Annotated in this window: 18 protein-coding genes; 12 read left to right on the top strand and 6 right to left on the bottom strand. The window is 64.4% G+C overall.

Annotated features, from left to right (window positions below; all coding sequences use genetic code 11):
* Together ACED18_RS10585 and ACED18_RS10580 are read right to left on the bottom strand one after the other, a co-directional pair.
* Window positions 1-1,470 carry a M81 family metallopeptidase gene (locus tag ACED18_RS10585; RefSeq protein ID WP_377291850.1) on the bottom strand — a complete coding sequence of 490 codons (1,470 nt, stop codon included), beginning with the start codon at window positions 1,468-1,470 and terminating at the stop codon, window positions 1-3.
* Window positions 1,471-1,518: 48 nt separating this feature from the next.
* Complete coding sequence (locus ACED18_RS10580) at window positions 1,519-2,010, bottom strand: hypothetical protein (RefSeq protein WP_377291848.1); 492 nt, start codon at window positions 2,008-2,010, stop codon at window positions 1,519-1,521.
* A 112-nt stretch (window positions 2,011-2,122) separates the two neighbouring features.
* On the opposite strand from ACED18_RS10580, the gene ACED18_RS10575 reads away from it, so the two are divergent.
* From ACED18_RS10575 to ACED18_RS10550, 6 genes are all read left to right on the top strand, one after another.
* The gene (locus ACED18_RS10575; RefSeq protein ID WP_377291846.1) at window positions 2,123-2,509 is read left to right on the top strand and encodes a RidA family protein; all 387 of its coding nucleotides are present in this window, start codon (window positions 2,123-2,125) and stop codon (window positions 2,507-2,509) included.
* A gap of 67 nt (window positions 2,510-2,576) precedes the next feature.
* Window positions 2,577-3,440, top strand: a complete 864-nt coding sequence (locus tag ACED18_RS10570) for a MurR/RpiR family transcriptional regulator (RefSeq protein ID WP_377291844.1) — start codon at window positions 2,577-2,579, stop codon at window positions 3,438-3,440.
* Window position 3,441: 1 nt separating this feature from the next.
* Window positions 3,442-4,218, top strand: coding sequence for an SDR family oxidoreductase (locus tag ACED18_RS10565; protein ID WP_377291842.1), 777 nt, complete (start codon window positions 3,442-3,444; stop codon window positions 4,216-4,218).
* 32 nt (window positions 4,219-4,250) lie between these two features.
* Window positions 4,251-6,176, top strand: coding sequence for a beta-N-acetylhexosaminidase (locus ACED18_RS10560; RefSeq protein WP_377291840.1), 1,926 nt, complete (start codon window positions 4,251-4,253; stop codon window positions 6,174-6,176).
* Window positions 6,177-6,200: 24 nt separating this feature from the next.
* The gene (locus ACED18_RS10555; RefSeq protein WP_377291927.1) at window positions 6,201-7,646 is read left to right on the top strand and encodes a M81 family metallopeptidase; all 1,446 of its coding nucleotides are present in this window, start codon (window positions 6,201-6,203) and stop codon (window positions 7,644-7,646) included.
* A 27-nt stretch (window positions 7,647-7,673) separates the two neighbouring features.
* Window positions 7,674-8,873, top strand: a complete 1,200-nt coding sequence (locus tag ACED18_RS10550) for an MFS transporter (RefSeq protein ID WP_377291838.1) — start codon at window positions 7,674-7,676, stop codon at window positions 8,871-8,873.
* A gap of 25 nt (window positions 8,874-8,898) precedes the next feature.
* Here the strand turns inward: ACED18_RS10550 and ACED18_RS10545 are convergent, their stop codons facing one another.
* Genes ACED18_RS10545 through ACED18_RS10530 form a run of 4 tightly spaced genes read right to left on the bottom strand, consistent with a single transcriptional unit; the run spans window position 8,899 to window position 12,821 of the window.
* Window positions 8,899-9,810 (bottom strand): ROK family protein, encoded by a 912-nt coding sequence (locus ACED18_RS10545; protein WP_377291836.1) that lies wholly within the window; start codon window positions 9,808-9,810, stop codon window positions 8,899-8,901.
* Complete coding sequence (gene nagA, locus ACED18_RS10540; RefSeq protein WP_377291834.1) at window positions 9,807-11,021, bottom strand: N-acetylglucosamine-6-phosphate deacetylase; 1,215 nt, start codon at window positions 11,019-11,021, stop codon at window positions 9,807-9,809. The genes ACED18_RS10545 and nagA overlap by 4 nt, the downstream gene beginning before the upstream one ends.
* Window positions 11,018-12,040 carry an SIS domain-containing protein gene (locus tag ACED18_RS10535; protein WP_377291832.1) on the bottom strand — a complete coding sequence of 341 codons (1,023 nt, stop codon included), beginning with the start codon at window positions 12,038-12,040 and terminating at the stop codon, window positions 11,018-11,020. The genes nagA and ACED18_RS10535 overlap by 4 nt, the downstream gene beginning before the upstream one ends.
* A 31-nt stretch (window positions 12,041-12,071) precedes the next feature.
* Window positions 12,072-12,821 (bottom strand): GntR family transcriptional regulator, encoded by a 750-nt coding sequence (locus ACED18_RS10530; protein WP_377291830.1) that lies wholly within the window; start codon window positions 12,819-12,821, stop codon window positions 12,072-12,074.
* A gap of 498 nt (window positions 12,822-13,319) precedes the next feature.
* On the opposite strand from ACED18_RS10530, the gene ACED18_RS10525 reads away from it, so the two are divergent.
* The 6 genes from ACED18_RS10525 to ACED18_RS10500 all read left to right on the top strand — a co-directional run bounded on the left by ACED18_RS10525 (window position 13,320) and on the right by ACED18_RS10500 (window position 19,174).
* Window positions 13,320-14,501, top strand: a complete 1,182-nt coding sequence (locus ACED18_RS10525; protein WP_377291925.1) for a Gfo/Idh/MocA family oxidoreductase — start codon at window positions 13,320-13,322, stop codon at window positions 14,499-14,501.
* Between the two features lie 12 nt (window positions 14,502-14,513).
* A complete protein-coding gene (locus ACED18_RS10520) occupies window positions 14,514-15,398 on the top strand; it encodes a carbohydrate ABC transporter permease (RefSeq protein ID WP_377291828.1) in 885 nt (294 codons plus the stop codon).
* Window positions 15,395-16,255 carry a carbohydrate ABC transporter permease gene (locus ACED18_RS10515; protein ID WP_377291826.1) on the top strand — a complete coding sequence of 287 codons (861 nt, stop codon included), beginning with the start codon at window positions 15,395-15,397 and terminating at the stop codon, window positions 16,253-16,255. Before ACED18_RS10520 ends, ACED18_RS10515 begins: the two co-directional genes overlap by 4 nt.
* A gap of 27 nt (window positions 16,256-16,282) precedes the next feature.
* Window positions 16,283-17,512, top strand: a complete 1,230-nt coding sequence (locus tag ACED18_RS10510; protein ID WP_377291824.1) for an ABC transporter substrate-binding protein — start codon at window positions 16,283-16,285, stop codon at window positions 17,510-17,512.
* 94 nt (window positions 17,513-17,606) lie between these two features.
* A complete protein-coding gene (locus ACED18_RS10505) occupies window positions 17,607-18,734 on the top strand; it encodes an ABC transporter ATP-binding protein (protein WP_377291822.1) in 1,128 nt (375 codons plus the stop codon).
* Window positions 18,735-18,862: 128 nt separating this feature from the next.
* The gene (locus ACED18_RS10500; protein WP_377291820.1) at window positions 18,863-19,174 is read left to right on the top strand and encodes a hypothetical protein; all 312 of its coding nucleotides are present in this window, start codon (window positions 18,863-18,865) and stop codon (window positions 19,172-19,174) included.
* The last annotated feature ends 64 nt before the right edge of the window (window positions 19,175-19,238 follow it).

Genomic DNA, 19,238 nt, shown 5'->3' with positions numbered 1-19,238 from the left:
TCAGGCGGCCTCGCTGCCATGCGGATCGGCCATGATCGGCCAGATGTCCCGCCGCGCCTTCCGGTAGGGGGTCGTTGCGGGGTTGTTGGGATAGGGCGTCCCGGCGGAACAATAAAGGATGTCACGCGCAATCTTCGAGAAGGCGGCGTAGAAATGATTGGTGGACTTGATCACCAGGATGCGCTTGGCGGTCGGATCGATGCCGAGCGCTGTGAAGAGTGAGGGATCGTAGCTCTGCACGCGCACGCTGCCAAGCACGATGTCGATGCCGCGATAGTGGATATGCGCCGCGTCACCAAAGGGCGCGATGCTGTCGCCGAAGCGCATTTCGGCATCGCGCTTCAGCCTGACCACCTTCACCATGCCATCGACGGGATGACCGGTTCCGGGTGCAGATTTTGCGCCGAAGCGCAGCGGGATCTCGGCGCCCTCGCCGGCGGCCATGCAGATCTGCACGGCGATCGGATCCCAGATGAGGCCGATCGCCACATTGTCCACGCCGCGCGCCAGCAATTCCTCCAGCACGACGGTCGCATCCCCCGCCGTGCCACCGCCCGGATTGTCCCACATGTCGGCGATGACGACCGGAGCGTTGTCGCTTTCAAGCGCGCGTGACACGGCTTCCTTCTCATCCATCGAGGGCATGAGGAAAGTGCCACGCTTGGAAAAGAGCTCAAGGCCGAGCCGGCGCGCCAGCGCCGCACCCTTTTCCGGCTTGCCATTGGTGACGGCGATCGTCTTCGTGCCCATTTCCGGCACGTCGCCGGCCATGAAGCCATGGATGACGGAGAGCGACAGCACATCCGTATCGGCAGCCTCGATGGCTTTCAGATTGTCCACGAAGGAACGCATCGGCTCGCGCGAGGTCGGAAAGACGTCGATCATCCGGCAGTCGAAGACCGACATGACCGGCGTGACGCGCCCTTCCAGCGTATCGACGGCGATCCGCCAGACATCTTCGGCACGGTCGACGAAATCCGTATGCGGAAACTCCTTGAAGGCGACGAAGAAGTCGACAGCCGCGACGCGCCTGGCCGTCAGGTGGCTGTGCGGGTCGATTTCCGAGCAGAGCAGGATATCGGGGCCGATGATCTCGCGGATACGGGTGAGGAGATCGCCCTCGGGATCGTCATAGCCATCCGCGACCATGGCGCCGTGCAGGCCCATGACGACGGCATCGACGGGCAGGGCGGCGCGCAGCTGGTCGAGGATTTCGTCTCGAAGACCTTCATAGGCCTGCCGGTTGATGAGTCCGGCCGGATCGGCCCAGGCAGCCGTGCCCTCGATCAGGGTCCAGCCCTTTTGCGCACAGACCGCCCGTCCCACCGTAATGGGCGCGGTACAGAGCGTTGGCGTGGCCGGATGCTGGCCGGGCGGCGCATAGAGCGAGTCCTCGAAAGCCCGCCGGTCGATGCAGATCGGCGAGAAGGTGTTGGTTTCCGTTGCGAGGGCTGCGGTGAAAATGCGCAAGGCTTCGTCTTTCGCGGGCTGGGAAGGGGCCGAAAGTGGAGAGGCGGCTTAGCGAACACCCATCGGGTTCGGCAAGTAGCCGGTAAAGCCGGAAATCTTCCAGCGTCCCTGATGAAGGCGGCAATAATAAAGCGTCTGCCACTGCATGACGTCGAGTTCGCCGTCCGGCTTGCGGATGCCGCCGGCAAATTTTTTACGCACCAGCGCGGTCTCGCCAGCAATCTCGATCTCTTCCAGCGTCGTGGTGGTGAAGATCGCGGTGCGCGGGTCTTCCGCGTAAGTGCTCTTGCGGAAGTCTTCGGCCTGGCGCAGCCACTCGTCGCGATAGGCGGAAAGGTTGGGAAAGGCGAGCGTCCAGTTGTCGGGGTTCGGATCCCTGTTGCCGGAAATGCCGATGAAGCCTTCCTCTACGAAATCGCCTGCCACCATCGACCAGTCGGCAGCCAGAAACGCATCGATGTCGCGCGGTACCAGCATCTCCCAGATGGCGCGTCGCGCCGGGTCGTTTTCGGGGAAGGGATTCAGGAAAGGATCACGCATTTCGAGCTGTCCATCTAAATAGTTTTCATGATTGGCGAAAATCTCTGGTCAAATTCCGTGCAATATGGTCCATTGTCAATCATTGACGAAAATAATTTCCATGAGAGGCGCCATGTCGATCAAGCGTTACGGAGCCGTCCAGAGTGGCGCGGGCGGTCAGAAACTCCCCTTCGCGCGGGCCGTGGAGGCCGATGGCTGGCTGCACGTGTCCGGCCAGGTGGCCATGGAAAACGGCGAGATCATCAATGGCGGCATCGTGGAACAGACCCACAAGGCCATCGCCAACCTGATCGCCATTCTTCACGAAGCCGGATACGGTGTCGAGCATGTCGTGCGCTGCGGCGTGTGGCTCGATGATCCGCGCGACTTCTGGAGCTTCAACCGCATCTACCAGGAGTATTTCGGCGAACACCCGCCGGCGCGCGCCTGCGTGCAGTCGGCCATGATGGTGGATTGCAAGGTCGAGATCGACTGCGTCGCCTACAAGCCGAAGGATTGAGGGCGGGGAAAATGGCACGGGCGGCTGACGGGCAAGGCCGCACTTTCAGGCTGAGGATGCGGGACGGATGGATATCTTTGCAACGCTGCAGGAAGAGCGGGCGCAGCTTTCGCCCTCCGAACAGCGCATTGCCGACATCCTGCTCGGTGATTTCGACTTTGCCGTCGGCGCCTCCATCATCGAGCTTGCCGAGCGTGCCGCCGTCTCGCCGCCCACGGTCACGCGTTTCTGTCGTCGGCTTGGCTGCCAGAGCTTTTCCGATTTCAAGGTGTCGCTCGCCAAGACCTCCTTCGTCGGCGTGCGCTATCTGAACCCGGAAGCGAAAAGCACGGAGCCGGCCGATGTCGCCGAGGATGTGATCACCAAGGCGCAGAACGCGCTCTTCCTGATGCACCGGGCGCTCGACCCCGCCGTGCTGGAAAAGGTGGCCGACCGGCTGGCGCGGGCCGAGATGGTCTATGCCTTCGGCTCGGGCGGCAATTCCTCGATGATTGCCGGCGAATTGCAGAACCGTCTGTTTCGCCTCGGCTCGCGCATCACCGCCAGCAACGACCACAATATGCAACTGATGCTGACGGCGGCGGCCGGGACAAACGACGTGATCATCGGCTCGTCCTTTTCCGGCCGCAACCAGGAGCTGGCGCGCTGCTTTCGTCTGGCGCACGACAACGGCATCACCACGATCGCACTCACCCAGAGCGACAGTCCCGTCGCCGCGGCGGCCGAACTCGTCATCGGCATCGACCTGCCGGAGGGCGACAATATCTTCCGGCCGACCTCCACGCGCTTCGCCTATCTCGCCGTGGTGGACGTGATCGCGAGCCTCGCTGCCTATCGCAACCGCAAGCTCTCCACCGTGACGCTGCGCCACATCAAGCAACAACTGATCGAACATCGCGACGAAGACGATCGCCAGGTTCTCGGAGACTGACATGACCCAGACACTCGCCGTCGTGACCGGGGCCGCCGGCGACATCGGCCGTGCCATCGCCGCCCGCCTCGCCGACAGCCATGACCGGATCGTGCTGGTCGACATCGACGCTGCCGCCGTTGCCAGGGCCGCTGCCGACCTCGGGCTGCTGGAGCGCTTCACGCCCCTCGTCGCCGATGTCACGGACCCGGTCAGCGTTGCGGAAATGGCAAAGGCGATCGCCGGGCTCGGTGTGGTCCATACGCTGGTCAACAATGCGGGTGCGGCGCGCGCGGTTAGCCTGCACGACACAGACGCCGCCATCTGGCGCAAGGATGCGGCGCTGAACCTCGAGGCGGCCTTCCTGACCTTCCGGGCGCTGGAAAACGACCTCAAGCAGGTGGGCGGATCGCTCGTCAACATCGCCTCGGTCAACGGCATGGCGGTCTTCGGCCACCCCGCCTACAGCGCCGCCAAGGCCGGCCTCATTCACTATACGAAGCTCGTTGCGGTCGAATACGGCAAGTTCGGCATCCGCGCCAATGCGGTGGCGCCGGGCACGGTGCGCACCCAGGCTTGGGAAGCGCGTGCCGCCGCAAACCCGGATGTCTTCGAAGAGGCCAAGCGCTGGTATGCCCTGCAGCGCATCGCCACCGCCGAGGATGTGGCGAACGCCGTCTTCTTCCTCGCGAGCGATCAGGCAAGGGCGATCACCGGCGTCTGCCTGCCCGTCGATTGCGGCCTGACGGCCGGTCAGACGGAGCTCGCCCGCACCTTTTCCCAGTCCGAACACTACTGATCCGCAGACCAAGAGAGCCCAAGGGGAGCCGCATGGCCGACGCTGTCTATCGCCTTGAAAACGCATGGGAGCCCGTCGATGGCGATCCTTGCGGACGTTTCGTCTTTACCCTCGTCAATCTGTCCGATGCGCCGCTTGGCGGCTTCAAGCTCGCCTATACGACGCTGACGCGCATCAAGGATGCCGAGGAGGCGCGTTGCGACAATGCCGTCTTTCTGCGCCGCAACGCCAATTTCCACCAGTTCGCCCCGCCACAAGGCCTCGTGCTTCAGCCCGGTGAGAGCTGGCGCTTCACCGTTGCGCCCCTCTGGCGGCCGGCGAAGCATCGAACAGATGGCGCGAAGTCGGCCTATCTGACGCTCGCAGACGGCCGCCACGTGGATGTCAGCGTCGATGACGTGCTGCTGTCGGGCCGCGCGCCGGAACCGGCGCCGGTGCTGATGCCGAAAGGGGAGGTGACGGAGCCCTTCCACCTCCTGCCCTGGCCATCCGCGGCCACGCTGGTCGCCGGCGATGCCGTGCCGGTTGCACTCTATCCGGCGGATGGCGCGAGCCTTGCCGACCGGCAGGCCATGCAGGCTGTTGGCGCGCTCTACCGTCGGCTCTTCGAGATCGGCCATCAGCCCTTCTCGCTGACGCCTGCCCATGGCGGCAAGGCGATCCGTTTCTCCGAAGAAGCGAGCCTCGGTGCGGAGGCCTTCCGCCTGACCTTTGGCGCGGAAATCGAGCTCGCCCATGGCGGCGCGGCCGGCCGGCAATACGGTCTGACGGCCTTGGCGCAGCTGCTGCATGGCGCGCGCAAGGAGCCGGGCACCTTCGCCTTCCCCGCCACGGGCACCATCGAGGACGTACCGCGCTATGGCTGGCGCGGCTGCCATCTGGACGTGTCGCGGCAGTTCTATCCGACCGGCGACGTGACGCGCCTCATCGACATCATGGCGTGGATCCGGCTCAACGTCTTCCACTGGCACCTCAGCGACGACGAGGCCTGGCGCCTCGAGATCAAGGCCTATCCGACGTTGACGACAACGGGCGTGCTGCGCGGGCCGGACGAGCCCCTGCTGCCGCAGCTCGGCAACGGGGCGGAACCCGTCGGCGGCTTCTACAGCCAGGACGAGGTGCGCGCCATTGTCGCCCATGCTAGCCGGTTCAGCGTCGAAGTCGTGCCGGAAATCGACATTCCCGGCCATAGTACGGCCATGCTGGTGGCGCTGCCCGACCTCGTCGATGGGCAGGAGGCGCCCGACAGCTACCGTTCCGTCCAAGGCTTCCCCAACAATGCGCTGAACCCGGCGATCGAGGAGACCTATACCGTTCTCGGCAAGGTCTTCGACGAGATGGTTGAGCTTTTCCCCTCGAAGCTGATCCACATCGGCGGCGACGAGGTGGCGGCCAATACGTGGATGGCCTCGCCGCTGGCGCGGGCGCTGATGCAGAAGGAAGGGATCGAGGGAACGTTCGGCCTGCAGAGCTATTTCATGAAGCGCATCCAGGCGATGCTCGCCGAGCGCGGCCGCAGGCTCGCCGGCTGGGACGAGGTCAGCCACGGCGGCGGCGTGGATCCGGAGGGCACGCTGCTGATGGCCTGGCAGAAGCCTGAGGTGGGCGTGGAACTGGCCCGACAGGGCTATGACGTGGTGATGACCCCCGGCCAGGCCTATTACCTCGACATGGTGCAGGACGAAGCCTTCCAGGAGCCGGGCGCAAGCTGGGCAGGCACCGTGCCGCCGAAGCACAGCTATACCTATGAAGCGGTCGGCGCGTTCCCCGAAGATTTGAAGGCGCGGATGCGCGGGGTTCAGGCCTGCATCTGGACGGAGCATTTCCTCAACCGGGATTACTTCAACCACCTCGTTTTCCCCCGCCTCGGCGCCGTGGCCGAAGCCGCCTGGACGCCTGCAGCGCGCAAGGACTGGCTGCGCTTTGCCGCCATCGCGCCCTTGCTGCCGCAGCTTTGATCGGATGAGGAAGGACCCATGGCCCTGCGTATCGCCGTCGGCGGCATCCATACCGAATGCTCGACCTCTTCGCCCGTGCTGATGCAGCGAGAGGATTTCACCGTACTGCGTGGAGCCGACCTGCTGGCTGCCGACTATTTCAGCTTTCTGGATGGTGAGGGGCTGGAGCACCTGCCGCTGCTGCATGCCCGGGCCACGCCGGGCGGCCCGGTGGCGCGCCACACCTACGAAGCCTTCAAGGCGGAGTTCATTGAGCGTCTTTCCGCCGCCCTTCCGATCGACGGGCTCTATCTCGCCATGCACGGCGCGATGAATGTCGAGGGCATGGACGATGCCGAGGGCGACTGGATCTCTGCCGCCCGCGCTGTCGTCGGCGATGATGTGCCGGTTGCGGCGAGCTACGACCTGCACGGCAACGTCACCCAGCGCATCATCGACCAGCTCGACATTTTCGCCGGTTACCGCACCGCGCCGCATATCGACGTGCGCGAGACCATGGTTCGCGCCTGGTCCATGCTTGTCAGGACGCTGAGGACCGGCGAAAAGCCGGGCGTCGTCTGGGCGCCGGTCCCCGTGCTGTTGCCCGGTGAGCGGACCTCCACGGAGGACGAGCCGGCGAAGAGCCTCTACGCCGTGCTGCCCGACCACGATCGGGTGCCGGGCATCTGGGATGCGAACCTGATGGTCGGCTATGTCTGGGCCGACGAGCCGCGCGGCACGGCCTGCGCCGTCGTGACCGCCGTGGGCAGGGCGGCGGCCGCCACGGTGGCCGAGACCATCGCGCGCTCCTACTGGGATGCCCGCGCCGACTTCCAATTCGGCCCCGTCACTGGCGAGCTCGACGCCATGCTCGACATCGCCGAGCGGACCGAGACCCGGCCGGTCATCCTCGCCGATTCCGGCGACAACCCGACCGGCGGCGGGGTGGGCGACCGCGCAGATGTGCTGCAGGCGCTGCTGGCGCGCGGCTTCGAGGGTGCGGTCATCGGCGGCATTACGGATCGCCCGGCGGTCGAGGCCTGCTTTGCCGCGGGCGAGGGCGCGACCCTCCGCCTGAAAATCGGCGGCACGCTCGATCCCGCCAGCCCCTCCGTCGGGGCCGAGGTCACCGTCGTCAGGCTGGATGATCCCGGTGTCGCGGCCAACCGTCAGGCGGTCGTCACGATCGCCGGCAACACCCTGATCCTCGCCGCCAAGCGCCGCCCGTACCACAATCTCGCCGATTTCCATCGCCACGGGATCGATCCCAAGGCGGTGCGGCTCCTTGTCGTGAAATCCGGCTATCTCTCGCCCGAGCTGGCGCCGATCGCCAATCCGAACCTGATGGCGCTGACGGATGGCGTCATCAACCAGGATATCGAAAAGCTGCCGAACACGCGGCGCAAGGCCCCGACCTATCCCTTCCGGAAGGATTTCGACTTTGCCGCGCAAGCCCTGCCGTCGGCCCGCTGGAAGAGGAATGATGCCTAGCATGCACAGTTTGCGCGGGGAGGGGGCATGAGCATCGCCTTCGTCTCCGCCCTCCGAGATCCCGGACTGCGCGTCAGCGCCACGGCAATGCTGTTCTTCGGCTTCAGCTGGGCGGCGGTCGCGCCTTACGATTCCATCATCGGCATCAAGGAGATCGGGCTCGACAACGGCGCCTATGCCGGTCTGATGTTTGCAGCCGCGATCGTCAATGTCGTTGCCAGCGTGCTCACGGGCATTCTCGCCGATCGGATGGGTGACTATCGCTCCTCGATCCTCACCGTCTCACTCTTCGGCGTCATCGGCTTCGGGCTCGTCTATCTCGCGGCGAGTGCGCCGGCCTTCGTCCTGGCCAAGCTTATCTTCCTGCCGATCTTCGGGGCGATGAATTCGCTGATCTTCGCCCATGTGCGGGCCGCCGCGACCGATCTGTCGCCGGCTGCGCTGACAGCCGTCAACTCCACCATGCGCGCGACCATATCGCTCGCCTGGGTCGCCGTGCCGGGCCTCGTCGGCATTCTTCTCGCGGGCTCTGCGTCCATGCTCCCGGCCTATCTCTGGTCGGCGGCCTCCGCTCTCGTCTGCTTCATTCTGGCGCTGTGGTTCATGGCGCCAGCTCTGGGGCAGGCGGGAAGGCAGGCCGACGAGCGCTACCGCATGCTTGCCTCGCTGAAGGAAGTTGCTGCGCCGCGCGTGCTGCTGCGCGTCATCGCGATCGCACTGATCTTCTCCATGCTGCATGTCAACGACGCGGTTCGGCCGCTGATCATCACGCTGAAGGCGGGCGGAAGCGTCGGCGATGTCGGCGTGGTCATCGGCATTGTCGCGGCGCTCGAGATTGTCTTCATCCTGGTCTGGGGCATGAGCGAGCGCTTCGTGCATCCGGTCAAGGCGCTGGCGGCAGGCGCGGTGCTGTACGTGCTCTACATGGTGCTGCAGGGCCTGATCACCGAGACCTGGCACGCCTATGCGCTGACGCTGCTGAGCGGCTTTGCCGCCGCCTGCATCATCAGCCTGCCCATCACCTATCTGCAGAACCTGATTGCCGAACGCCCCGGTCTCGGCAGTTCGCTGATCGCGGTCAATATCTGCCTGAGCGCCGGCCTCAGCGCCGTCGTTTTCGCCATCGGCACGCGGCTCGGCGACTACGGGTTTACATCCATCCTCGGGGGCGCCATAGGGCTTGCCGGCGTCGGCCTCCTGCTCATTCTGGATGGCAAGCGGGCCTGAGCGCGGGAATCACGCCCGCGCCGCTTCAGGCGGGGCGATAGCCGAGACCGAGCACGGCGGCGCCCACCAGGCCGGGTTCGATGGCGCATTCGGCCTTTACCAGCAGCGGCCGGTCGAACCGGCGCAGGATGCGCTGACGAAGCGCCCTGTCGATTTCGGCGAGCAGCGCATCCGAATTCGAAAGCCCGCCGCCGGCCGGCATGATGGTCGCGCCGGTGACATTGGCGACCAGCGCCAGCGGCGAGGCGATCACATCCACATAGACATCGATGGTGCGGGAGGCCCGCGCCTCGCCGCCCGTCCACCCGTTCACGATCTCCTCGCTCGTCAGCGTCTCGCCGTGCAGGTGGTGGTGCAGCTTTTCCATGCCGCGCGCGCCGCAGATGGCGTCGATGCAGCCTTGCTGTCCGCAACCGCATTGGAAGCGCGGCAGGGCGGCGGGCGGATGGCCCGCTTCCGTCGCCGCGACCGGGCCATGGCCCCACTCGCCGGCAAAGCCGCCTTCGGCATTGATCAGCCGCCCGTCGATGACGAGCCCGCCGCCCACACCCGTGCCGAGGATGAGGCCAAAGACCACGCGGTGGCCGCGCCCCGCACCCACGCCGGCCTCGGCCAGCACGAAACAGTCTGCGTCATTGGCAACCAGAACCGGAAGGCCGAGGGCTGCTTCCAGATCCGCTTTCAGCGGCCGGCCGTGGATGCAGGGAATGTTGGCGACGACGGCTGCCTGCGTGTCGGGATCGATGATGCCGGCAATCGACAGCGTCACGCAGTCCGGCCGCGCGCCGGCTCTGTCGATCACGCCTCGGAGAACACCGACGAAGGCGTCGAAGTCATCGAGCGGGGTGGGCTGGCGCGGAACGGGGCGGATGTCGTCGGGCGCATGTGCGACCGCGCCCTTGATGGCGGTTCCGCCAATGTCGAAACAGACGATCATGCCCCTGCCCCCGATGCTCTTGCCGATGATGGCCTTGCCACCGGTTCAGCCTTCGTGGCGTCGAAGACGCATCGGCCACCGATCCAGGTGGAGAGAAGCGCAAGATCCGCCGACAGAAGCAGGAAATCCGCATCCGCGCCGGGCGCAAGCCGTCCCTTGGTGGTCGCCCCGCAGGCTTCGGCCGGGAAGCGCGTGGCCATGGCGAGCGCCTCTTCCAGCGGATGCTCCAGCCTCTTGTGTACGAAGCGCACGCAGGAGAGCATGTCGATATCCGCACCCGCCAGCGTGCCGTCGGCAAGCGTCAGCCGTCCGTCGCGGCGGTAGACCTGCCGGCCGTTCAGCTCGAAGCCGGTCTCGTCGGAGCCAATGGTCGACATGGCATCCGTGACCAGGAAGATGTGGCCCGGTCCGCGCTTGGCGCGCAGCGCGATCCGCATGGCCACCGGATCGACATGGAAACCGTCGGCGATCAGCCCACAGGATACCGGGCCCGCATCGAGCGCGGCGCCGACCACGCCGGGCTCGCGGTTGGCGAGTGGGCTCATGGCGTTGAAGAGATGGGTGACCATGCTGGCGCCGGCTGCAAAATAGCGCGCCGCCGCCTCTGCGCCGACATCCGTGTGGCCGAGGCTGACGACATAGCCGGCGGCCACCAGCGCGCGCACCTGCGCCTCGCTCACGCTTTCCGGCGCCACCGTGATCAGTCTCACGCCGATATCCGTCACTTCGGCGGTCAGATAGGCCAGATCGGCATCCGTCATCGGGCGGATCAGGGCCGGATCATGCGTGCCCTTGCGGGCGACCGACAGATGCGGACCTTCCAGATGCAGGCCGAGAAAGCCTGGTACACGATCGCGCAACGCCTGGGCCGCGGCGGCCACCGTCCGGTCGCGGATTTCGGGCCGGTCTGTAATGAGGGTTGCGAGAAGGCTCGTGGTGCCGAAGCGGGCATGGGCCGCGCACATCGTCGCGATGCCCTCGACGGTCGGGTCGTTGTTGAGCAGCACGCCGCCGCCACCGTTGACCTGCAGATCCACGAAGCCGGGCACCACAAGCGCTCCGGCCGCATCGATGCGCCTGATGTCGCCGGGCACCGCCACTTCCGGCAGGATGGCCGTAATGCGGCCCTCGCTGACCAAAAGCGCCTTGCCGTCCTCGAAGGCATCGCCCGTCAGGATGCGCGCGCCGATGACGCTGAACGTGCCGGTCATTTCGTTTCGGTGACCTTCTTCAGGGCCGGCGGCGTATCGGGGTTCAGCCCGCGCGCCCGCGACAGGGCTTCCACCATCCCGTAATAGGGCACGATGAGCGCCAGCGCATCGGTCAGCGGATGGCCGGTCTCAAGGAAGGGCAGGCGGATCGGTCCATGGCCCTCGGTCGAGGTGAGATAGACGGCCGCCTTCTTGGCGGCGAGATCGCTTGCAGTCTTCGCGATCGAGGCTTCCGCCCTGTCGCGCGCGGCAAAGGCGATGACCGGGAAATCGGCGGCGACCAGCGACACCGGACCGTGCATCACTTCCGCCGAGGAATAGGCCTCCGCATGCAGCTCGCAGGTTTCCTTGCACTTCAGCGCCGCTTCCGAGGCAATGGCGAGCGTCGGGCCGCGGCCGAGCATGTAGAGCGATTCCGACTGGCGAAGCGGCTCGACCAGCGCGCTCCAGTCGAGGCGGAGCGCCCTGTCGAGATGCTCGGGCAGGGCGGCGACGGCCTTGCGAAGCTCGGGCTTGTCGCTCCAGGCGGCGATGAGTGCGAGGCCGGCGACGATGGAATTGGCAAACGACTTCGTCGCAGCAACCGCGATCTCCGGCCCGGCGGCGATGTCGATCGGCAGCGATACGGCCTGCGAAAGGGGCGAGGGGACCGTGTTGACCAGCGCCAGCGTCAGCGCGCCGCCGCTTGTTGCGGTGCGGGCAAGCGAGACGATGTCGGGGCTTGCGCCGGACTGGGAGATGGCGATCGCCGCGCCGCGCGCAAGCTTCAGCGGCGCCTCGTAGATCGAGGCGAGCGAAGGGCCAACGGAGGCGACGGGAATGCCGAGTTCCAGTTCGATCGCATATTTCAGGAAATGCGCGGCATGATCGGACGAGCCGCGGGCGATGGTGACAATCACGGCGGGGTCGCGCTCGCGCAGTCTGGCGGCCGCATCCGCGATCGCGTGGTCGGCATCCGCCAGCAGGCGCGCGGCCACGTTCGGGATGTCGTCGATTTCCTGGCGCATAAGGGTTGTCATGGTCGATGTCTTTGCGTGTGCGAGGGCGGCTTTACGCGCCGATGGTGAGTTCGGCAACGAGGTCGTAGGCGTCGTTGCGGTAAAGGGCGGTGGAGACTTCCATGACACGCCCCGTGGAGAGATAGGCGATGCGCTGCACGCGCAGGGCCGCCGAACCGAGCGGCACGCCCAGCAATTCGGTCTCCTCGTCGCCGAGCAGCACGGCCGAAATGCGCTGGTTGGCCCGCACCGGGCGGATGTCACGCGCCGACAGAAGCTCGTAGAGCGAGTTTTCCACCTCGTTCGGATCGGGCAGGAGGTCGTCGGGCAGGCTGGTACGCTCGAGCGCGATCGGCATGTCGTTGGCCGTGCGCAGGCGCACGATGCGCGCCACATAGGCCACGCCGCTAAGGCCCAGCGTCATCGTCTCCTCAGGCGAGGGATGATAAAGGCCGCGGTCGAGCCAGCGGGAGCCGGGCTCCATGCCGCGCCGGCGCATGTCCTCGGAAAAGGAGGTAAGCCGGGTCAGCGGCTGCTGCATGCGCGGAATAGGCTTGACGACGAAGGTGCCGGAGCCGTGGCGGCGCACCAGAAGGCCCTGGTCGACGAGGTCGTCGATGGCCTTGCGAACGGTGACGCGGCTGATGGCGGCGGCATCCGCAATGTCGCGCTCGGGCGGAAGCGCATCGCCGTGCTGGAGGCGGCCGGTGGAGACGGCCTCCTCGATCATCTTCTTCAGTTTCACATAGAGCGGACCGCCGCGCACGGACTGCAGATCGGCGAAGGGGAGGGTAGCGGTCATAGGCGAACGGCCTCCGTTGGGCCGACCGTTCGGATATGCGTCTCACGCTGAGCCTGTATGCGTCGCCATCCCGTCATGCGCCGCTCCCCGATCATTTCGATCCATGGACAATACCAACGCAATGCCACAGCAGCAATTGTTTTTCCATTTGCGGACCAATTTTTCCAGATCCCAACGCAAGCATTCGATTTCGTTCGGAAATCTGGCCGACGTGAATGAATTCTTGAAAAATTTCACGAGGGCCATGGACGATTGGCATTTTTTTGGTATTAAATGTTAACGGATGATAACGAGGCGGGCAGGCAGATCCTCAAAGGGTCGCAGAAAGCACCGTCCGGGAACAGCATAGCCGCATATCAGCGCGTCAGCGGTTTGTCTCTTTGTGTGTTTATGAAAACCATTTTCATGATCTCGGGCAAATTCCGATTCCATGTTGACGGTTTGCTGAAATTGCCGCAGGCTGTGAAAATAAATTACGAAAAGGGGAGCGTGGCCATCATGAAGGTCGCCATCATCGGTCTGGGATTTCGTTTGGGGTATCTGGGTCGCATCTTCCGCGACATCGATCCCTCCTTCGAGATCGTCGGCTATGTCGATCCCGCGCCCGCCGGCCTGCCAAGCCTGACCGAAGCCGGCATTTCACCCGGCAAGGCCTATGAGACGCCCGAGGCGCTGATTGCCGGCGAGAGCTTCGACCTCCTCATGATCGGCTCGCCGAACCACCTGCATCTCGACCATATCCGCATCGGCCTCGAGGCTGGACTGACGGTCTTCACCGAAAAGCCGATCGTCATCTCGATTGCGGAAAGCTTGGAACTGGCGCGCCTGCTCAATCGCTACGGCCATGACCGTCTGCTGGTCGGCCTCGTGCTGCGCTATTCCCCGCTCTACCGCGACCTGCGCAAGGCGCAGGCCGAAGGCCGCCTCGGCGAGGTGGTCTCCATCGAGGCCTCCGAGCATATCGAGCCCTATCACGGCGCCTTCTTCATGCGGGACTGGCGCCGCTACGGCCGTTATGCCGGCGGCTTCATGCTGGAAAAGTGCTGCCACGACCTCGACCTCTACAACGGCGTCGTCGGCGCGCGGCCGCGCTTCGTGGCGAGCTTCGGCGGCCGCAAGAGCTTCGTGCCCGCCAATGCCCCGGAAAGCCAGGGCGTCAACGATCTCGAACTCTACCACCGCAAGCCGAGCGGCTGGATGGGTGCCGACAAGGTCTTCGACAGCGACGGCGACATTATCGATTTCCAGACCGCCATCGTCGAATACGAGAACGGCGCATCGATGACCTTCCACACCAATCTCAACGTGCCCGACCAGTTCCGCCGCTTCTGCGTGATCGGCTCCAAGGGCATGGCGGAAGGCGATTTCGTGCGCGGCTTTCTCGATGTCCATACCGCCCGCGACAACGAGAAGGTGATCGCCAACACCTATGCCGCGCCGTCAGCGACCTCGCACCATTACGGCGCCGACGAACAGATGGCCGAGGATGTGATCGCCTTTATCCAGACCGGCGCCAAGCAGCCCGTATCCGCGCTGGACGCCATCGAGGCCGGCATTCTGGCGCTTGCCATGGACGAGGCGCGCATCGGCCGCAAGGTCGTGGATCTCGCCCCGGTCTGGGCGCAGTACGACGCCTGCCTCAATGGTGAGGAAGAGCCGGCCCGGGCGAAGTCCGCTTAAAGGAGGCGAGCGATGCAGACCCAACGCAGCGCCGTTCTTTTCGCCTGGCTGCTTCTGGCGCCTGCGCTTCTCTACGTCACTGTCATCGTCGCCTATCCGCTGGTGGATACCTTCATCCTGTCCTTTACGGATGCCTCGCTGAAGAAGACGACGAACTGGGTGGGTTGGGACAACTACGCGAAGATCTTCAACGCGACCTTCGCGGAAGTCATCATCCGGACCTTCATCTGGACCTTCTTCTCCGTCTCCATCAAGATGATCATCGGTACCTTCGGCGCGACCATGCTGAATGCCGCCGTGCCGGGCCGCGCGCTGTTTCGCATCCTGACCATGCCGCCATGGATCGTGCCCATGGCGATCGGCATCTTCATGTGGGGCTGGATGTATAACGGCCAGTTCGGCATGATCTCCGGCATGCTGCAGCGGACAGGCCTGGTCGACGGTCCCGTCGCCTTTCTCGCGCAGGGTTCCACGGCCTTCTGGGCCACCGTCATCACCGACGTCTGGATCGGCGTGCCCATGGTCACGCTCTACCTGCTGGCCGCCATGCAGGCCATTCCGCAGGATCTCTACGAGGCCGCCTGGGTGGACGGCGCCGGCCGCTTCTACCGTTTCCGTCGGATCACCCTGCCGCTGCTCGTTCCCTCCATGATCACCATGTCGATGATCTCCATGATCTCGACCTTCAATTCCTTCGACATCATCTGGATCCTGACGCGCGGCGGGCCGAACGGCGAGACCACCACGATGATCATCGACACCTACAAGACCGCCATCGGCTCCTACAAATATGGCGAGGGTGCCGCGCGCGCCGTGCTGATCTGCATCTTCCTGTCGATCTTCTCCGTGGCCTACTTCCGCGTGATCAACAAGCTTTCCGCAGGAGACCAGCGATGATCAATCCTCCCGCCCAGATCAACCGGTACAAGTGGTACGAAATCATTGCGATCTACTGCGGTATCGCGCTGTTCCTCACCTTCGTTCTGGCGCCCTTCGTGGAAGGCTTCCTGGTCTCGCTGAAGCCGCTCGCGCAGCTTTTTTCCTCGCCCTATCGCTTCTGGCCGGAAAACGGCTCCTTCGAGGCCTACAGGACGATGTGGGTCAGCGTGCCAGGCTTTGCCTGGTACATCTTCAACTCGTTCCTGATCTCCGGCGTGGCCACGGCCATCGTGCTGGTGCTGGTCATTCCCGCAGCCTACTCTTTCGCCCGCTTCGAGTTTCGCGGCCGTGGACCGCTTCTCGGTGCCTTCCTCGCCGTCAACATGTTCTCCGGTGCCGTGCTGCTCATCCCGCTCTTTCGCCTGATGCGCTCCTTCGGCCTGTTGAATACCTATTTCGCGATGATCGTGCCGGGCGTGGCCTTCCTCATTCCCTCCGCCATCTGGCTTCTGCGCACCTACATGATGCGCATTCCGCGCGAGCTGGACGAGGCGGCCTATGTCGATGGCGCCGGCTATCTCTACACGCTGCGGCGGGTCATCATCCCGATCGCCATGCCCGGCATCGTGGTCGTCGCCATCACCACCTTCATCGGGGCCTATGCGCAGCAGTTCATCTACGCGCTGACCTTCAATTCCAAAACCGAATACATGCCCCTGCCGGTCGGCCTCTTCGCCTATTTCGGCCGTCAGGAGGTCGTGTGGAATGAACTCATGGCCGCCAGCTTCGTGGGCATCGCGCCCGCCATGGTCGTGATCTTCTTCCTGCAACGCTATCTCGTCAGCGGCCTGACCGCCGGCGCGGTGAAACAATAAACAACCTCAGAGAGTGGGAGCATAAACGTGACGATTTCTTTCAAGACGGGCCTCTACGCCCTTGCCCTGGCCGGCTCGACCTTCCTTGGCACCCTCGCCGCGCACGCGGCCGACAAGGAAATCTCCTGGATCTATTGCGGCGACAAGATCGACCCGATCCATGAGAAGTACATCAAGGAATGGGAAGGCAAGAACCCGGGCTACCTCGTGAAGCCGGAAGTCGTGGGCTGGGAACAGTGCCAGGACAAGGCGACGACGCTGGCCGCTTCCGGCTCGCCGGCCGCCATGGCCTATGTCGGCTCGCGCACCCTCAAGCAGTTCTCCCAGAACGACATGATCGTTCCGGTTCCGATGACGGACGAGGAGAAGGCTTCCTATTATCCGCACATCGTCGACACCGTGACCATCGACGGCACCCAGTGGGGTGTTCCGATCGCGTTCTCGACCAAGGCGCTCTACTGGAACAAGGATCTCTTCAAGCAGGCCGGCCTCGACCCGGAAACCCCGCCGAAGACCTGGGCCGAAGAGATCGCTTTCGCCAAGCAGATCAAGGAAAAGACCGGCATGGCCGGTTACGGCCTTCCGGCCAAGACCTTCGACAACACCATGCACCAGTTCATGCACTGGGTTTACACCAACAACGGCAAGATGATCGACGGCGACAAGGTCGTGGCCGACAGCCCGGAAGTGCTGGCAGCGCTGCAGGCCTACAAGGACATCACGCCCTACTCCGTCGAAGGTGCCACCGCCTACGAGCAGAACGAAATCCGCGCGATCTTCCTCGACGGCAAGGTCGGCATGATCCAGGCAGGCTCGGGTGCGGCTTCGCGCCTGAAGAAGACCGGCATCAACTGGGGCATCACCACGCTTCCGCTCGGCCCGTCTGCCAAGGGTCCGGGCACGCTGCTCATCACGGACTCGCTCGCCATCTTCAAGGGCTCGGGCGTCGAGGACAAGGCGATCGATTTCGCCAAGTTTATCACCTCCCCGGGTCCGCAGGGCGAATATGAACTGCAGGGCGATGCCGGCCTGACGCCGCTGCGCCCCTCCGCCAAGGTTGACGAATTCGTCAAGGCCGATCCGTCGTGGAAGCCGCTCATCGAAGGCATCACCTATGGTGGTCCCGAGCCGCTCTTCACCGACTACAAGGGCTTCCAGAACGTCGTCATCGAGATGGTCCAGTCGGTGGTCACCGGCAAGGCCGAGCCGGCCGACGCGCTGAAGAAGGCGGCTGCCGACATGGAACAGTACAAGTAAGCCGTTCCCCTCGCCGGGGGCGCGAGCGCAAGGTCGCGCCCCCTCTCACATGACAAGACCATCAAGCCGCCCGCTTCGGCGACCGGAGACCCCCGTGGGACAGCTCTCTCTCAAAGACGTTCGGAAATCCTATGCCGATTTCCAGGTGCTGAAAAACATCCAGCTCGACGTGGGCAATGGCGAATTCATCGTCTTCGTCGGCCCGTCCGGCTGCGGCAAGTCCACGCTCCTGCGCATGATCGCGGGTCTGGATTCGACGACGGGCGGCGACATCCTCATCGACGGCGTCAGGGTCAACGACAAGCCGCCGGTGGAACGCGGCATCGCCATGGTGTTCCAGTCCTACGCGCTTTATCCGCACATGAGCGTCTTCGAGAACATCGCCTTTCCGCTGCGCGTGGAAAAGATGCCGGAAGCACGCATCCGCGAGAAGGTCGAGGGCGTGGCGAAGATCCTGCAGCTCGACAAGCGTCTCGAGCAGCGCCCCGGCATGCTCTCGGGCGGCCAGCGACAGCGCGTGGCGATCGGCCGGGCCATCGTGCGCGAGCCGAAGATCTTCCTCTTCGACGAGCCGCTTTCCAACCTCGACGCCGCGCTGCGCGCCGACATGCGCATCGAGCTGACGAAGCTGCACCGCGACCTCAAGGCGACCATGATCTATGTCACCCACGACCAGGTCGAGGCGCTGACGATGGCGGACCGGATCGTGGTGCTGAATGCCGGCAACATCGCGCAGGTGGGCGCACCGCTGGAGCTTTATCACAAGCCGCAGAACCTGTTCGTCGCGGGCTTCATCGGCAATCCCAAGATGAATTTCCTTCCCGTCAACTGCGTGGCCGAGACGCCGGACGGCGTCACGGTCTCCTATCAGGGCCAGTCGATCCAGCTTCCCGTCGCATCCCGCCCCGGCATGGTCGGCCAGACGCTGACGCTCGGCATCCGTCCGGAACACCTCATCCTTGGCGACGGCGACATGACGATCGTTGTCACGCCCTCGGTGATCGAGCGCCTCGGCGTCAACACGGTCGCCTATGCCAACCTGCCGACGGGCGAGCCCTATTGCGCGCTGCTCTCCGGCTCGGCGCCCGTTCGCGTGGAGCAGGCCATGGCCACCGGCATCCGCGCCGCCGACTGCCACCTCTTCGACGCCGAGGGCATCGCCTTCGAACGCCGCATGGACTGGCGCATCCAGGCCATGCCCGACACCGTCACGGCTGCTTGAACACCACCATCCTGATGGGATGTTACCGTCCCGGAACTGGGATAGCGATGCGAACCAACGCTGTATCTAATACATAAGGGCATGTTCTTTGTGTCCCGACGACCGGTTCTGTTCATCTGGAGGTTTTCATGAAAAAATTGCTCTGTGCCTCGGCGTTTCTGCTTGCAATCGTTCAGCCCGCGCATGCTGGTGATTGGGACGGGAGTTGGTCTGGCAAATGGGGAGGAAAGTCCTCAGCGCTGATCAAGATCAAGAATGACAAGGTGGTGGCCTATTATTTCAACGGTGCGGCGCAGAGCGCCGGCACGACGAAGGTGAAGGACAAAACGCTCTCCTTTGGTTCTGACTACTCAGTTGCGCTGACGCGAACAGGGCCGAAAACGGCTTCTGCGTTCTACAAGGGCAGGGGCACGGCAAAAGCCACGCTGACATTGCAGTAGGACTTGCTAATGAATATTGGCCAGGATAGCGTATTACACACGCTGTCCTGGCCTTTTATCATTT

It is taken from the genome of Rhizobium sp. SG2393 (assembly GCF_042610495.1).
GTDB lineage: Bacteria > Pseudomonadota > Alphaproteobacteria > Rhizobiales > Rhizobiaceae > RU20A.
This window is presented reverse-complemented; position numbering and strand designations above follow the sequence as displayed.

Excerpts from the sequence above, each read along its gene's own strand:
- ACED18_RS10535 (WP_377291832.1), bottom strand. The coding sequence starts at position 12,040 with ATGACAACCCTTATGCGCCAGGAAATCGACGACATCCCGAACGTGGCC.
- ACED18_RS10500 (WP_377291820.1), top strand. The coding sequence starts at position 18,863 with ATGAAAAAATTGCTCTGTGCCTCGGCGTTTCTGCTTGCAATCGTTCAG.
- ACED18_RS10550 (WP_377291838.1), top strand. The coding sequence starts at position 7,674 with ATGAGCATCGCCTTCGTCTCCGCCCTCCGAGATCCCGGACTGCGCGTC.
- ACED18_RS10520 (WP_377291828.1), top strand. The coding sequence starts at position 14,514 with ATGCAGACCCAACGCAGCGCCGTTCTTTTCGCCTGGCTGCTTCTGGCG.
- ACED18_RS10565 (WP_377291842.1), top strand. The coding sequence starts at position 3,442 with ATGACCCAGACACTCGCCGTCGTGACCGGGGCCGCCGGCGACATCGGC.
- ACED18_RS10570 (WP_377291844.1), top strand. The coding sequence starts at position 2,577 with ATGGATATCTTTGCAACGCTGCAGGAAGAGCGGGCGCAGCTTTCGCCC.
- ACED18_RS10560 (WP_377291840.1), top strand. The coding sequence starts at position 4,251 with ATGGCCGACGCTGTCTATCGCCTTGAAAACGCATGGGAGCCCGTCGAT.
- ACED18_RS10530 (WP_377291830.1), bottom strand. The coding sequence starts at position 12,821 with ATGACCGCTACCCTCCCCTTCGCCGATCTGCAGTCCGTGCGCGGCGGT.
- ACED18_RS10575 (WP_377291846.1), top strand. The coding sequence starts at position 2,123 with ATGTCGATCAAGCGTTACGGAGCCGTCCAGAGTGGCGCGGGCGGTCAG.
- ACED18_RS10525 (WP_377291925.1), top strand. The coding sequence starts at position 13,320 with ATGAAGGTCGCCATCATCGGTCTGGGATTTCGTTTGGGGTATCTGGGT.
- nagA (WP_377291834.1), bottom strand. The coding sequence starts at position 11,021 with ATGACCGGCACGTTCAGCGTCATCGGCGCGCGCATCCTGACGGGCGAT.
- ACED18_RS10545 (WP_377291836.1), bottom strand. The coding sequence starts at position 9,810 with ATGATCGTCTGTTTCGACATTGGCGGAACCGCCATCAAGGGCGCGGTC.
- ACED18_RS10515 (WP_377291826.1), top strand. The coding sequence starts at position 15,395 with ATGATCAATCCTCCCGCCCAGATCAACCGGTACAAGTGGTACGAAATC.
- ACED18_RS10580 (WP_377291848.1), bottom strand. The coding sequence starts at position 2,010 with ATGCGTGATCCTTTCCTGAATCCCTTCCCCGAAAACGACCCGGCGCGA.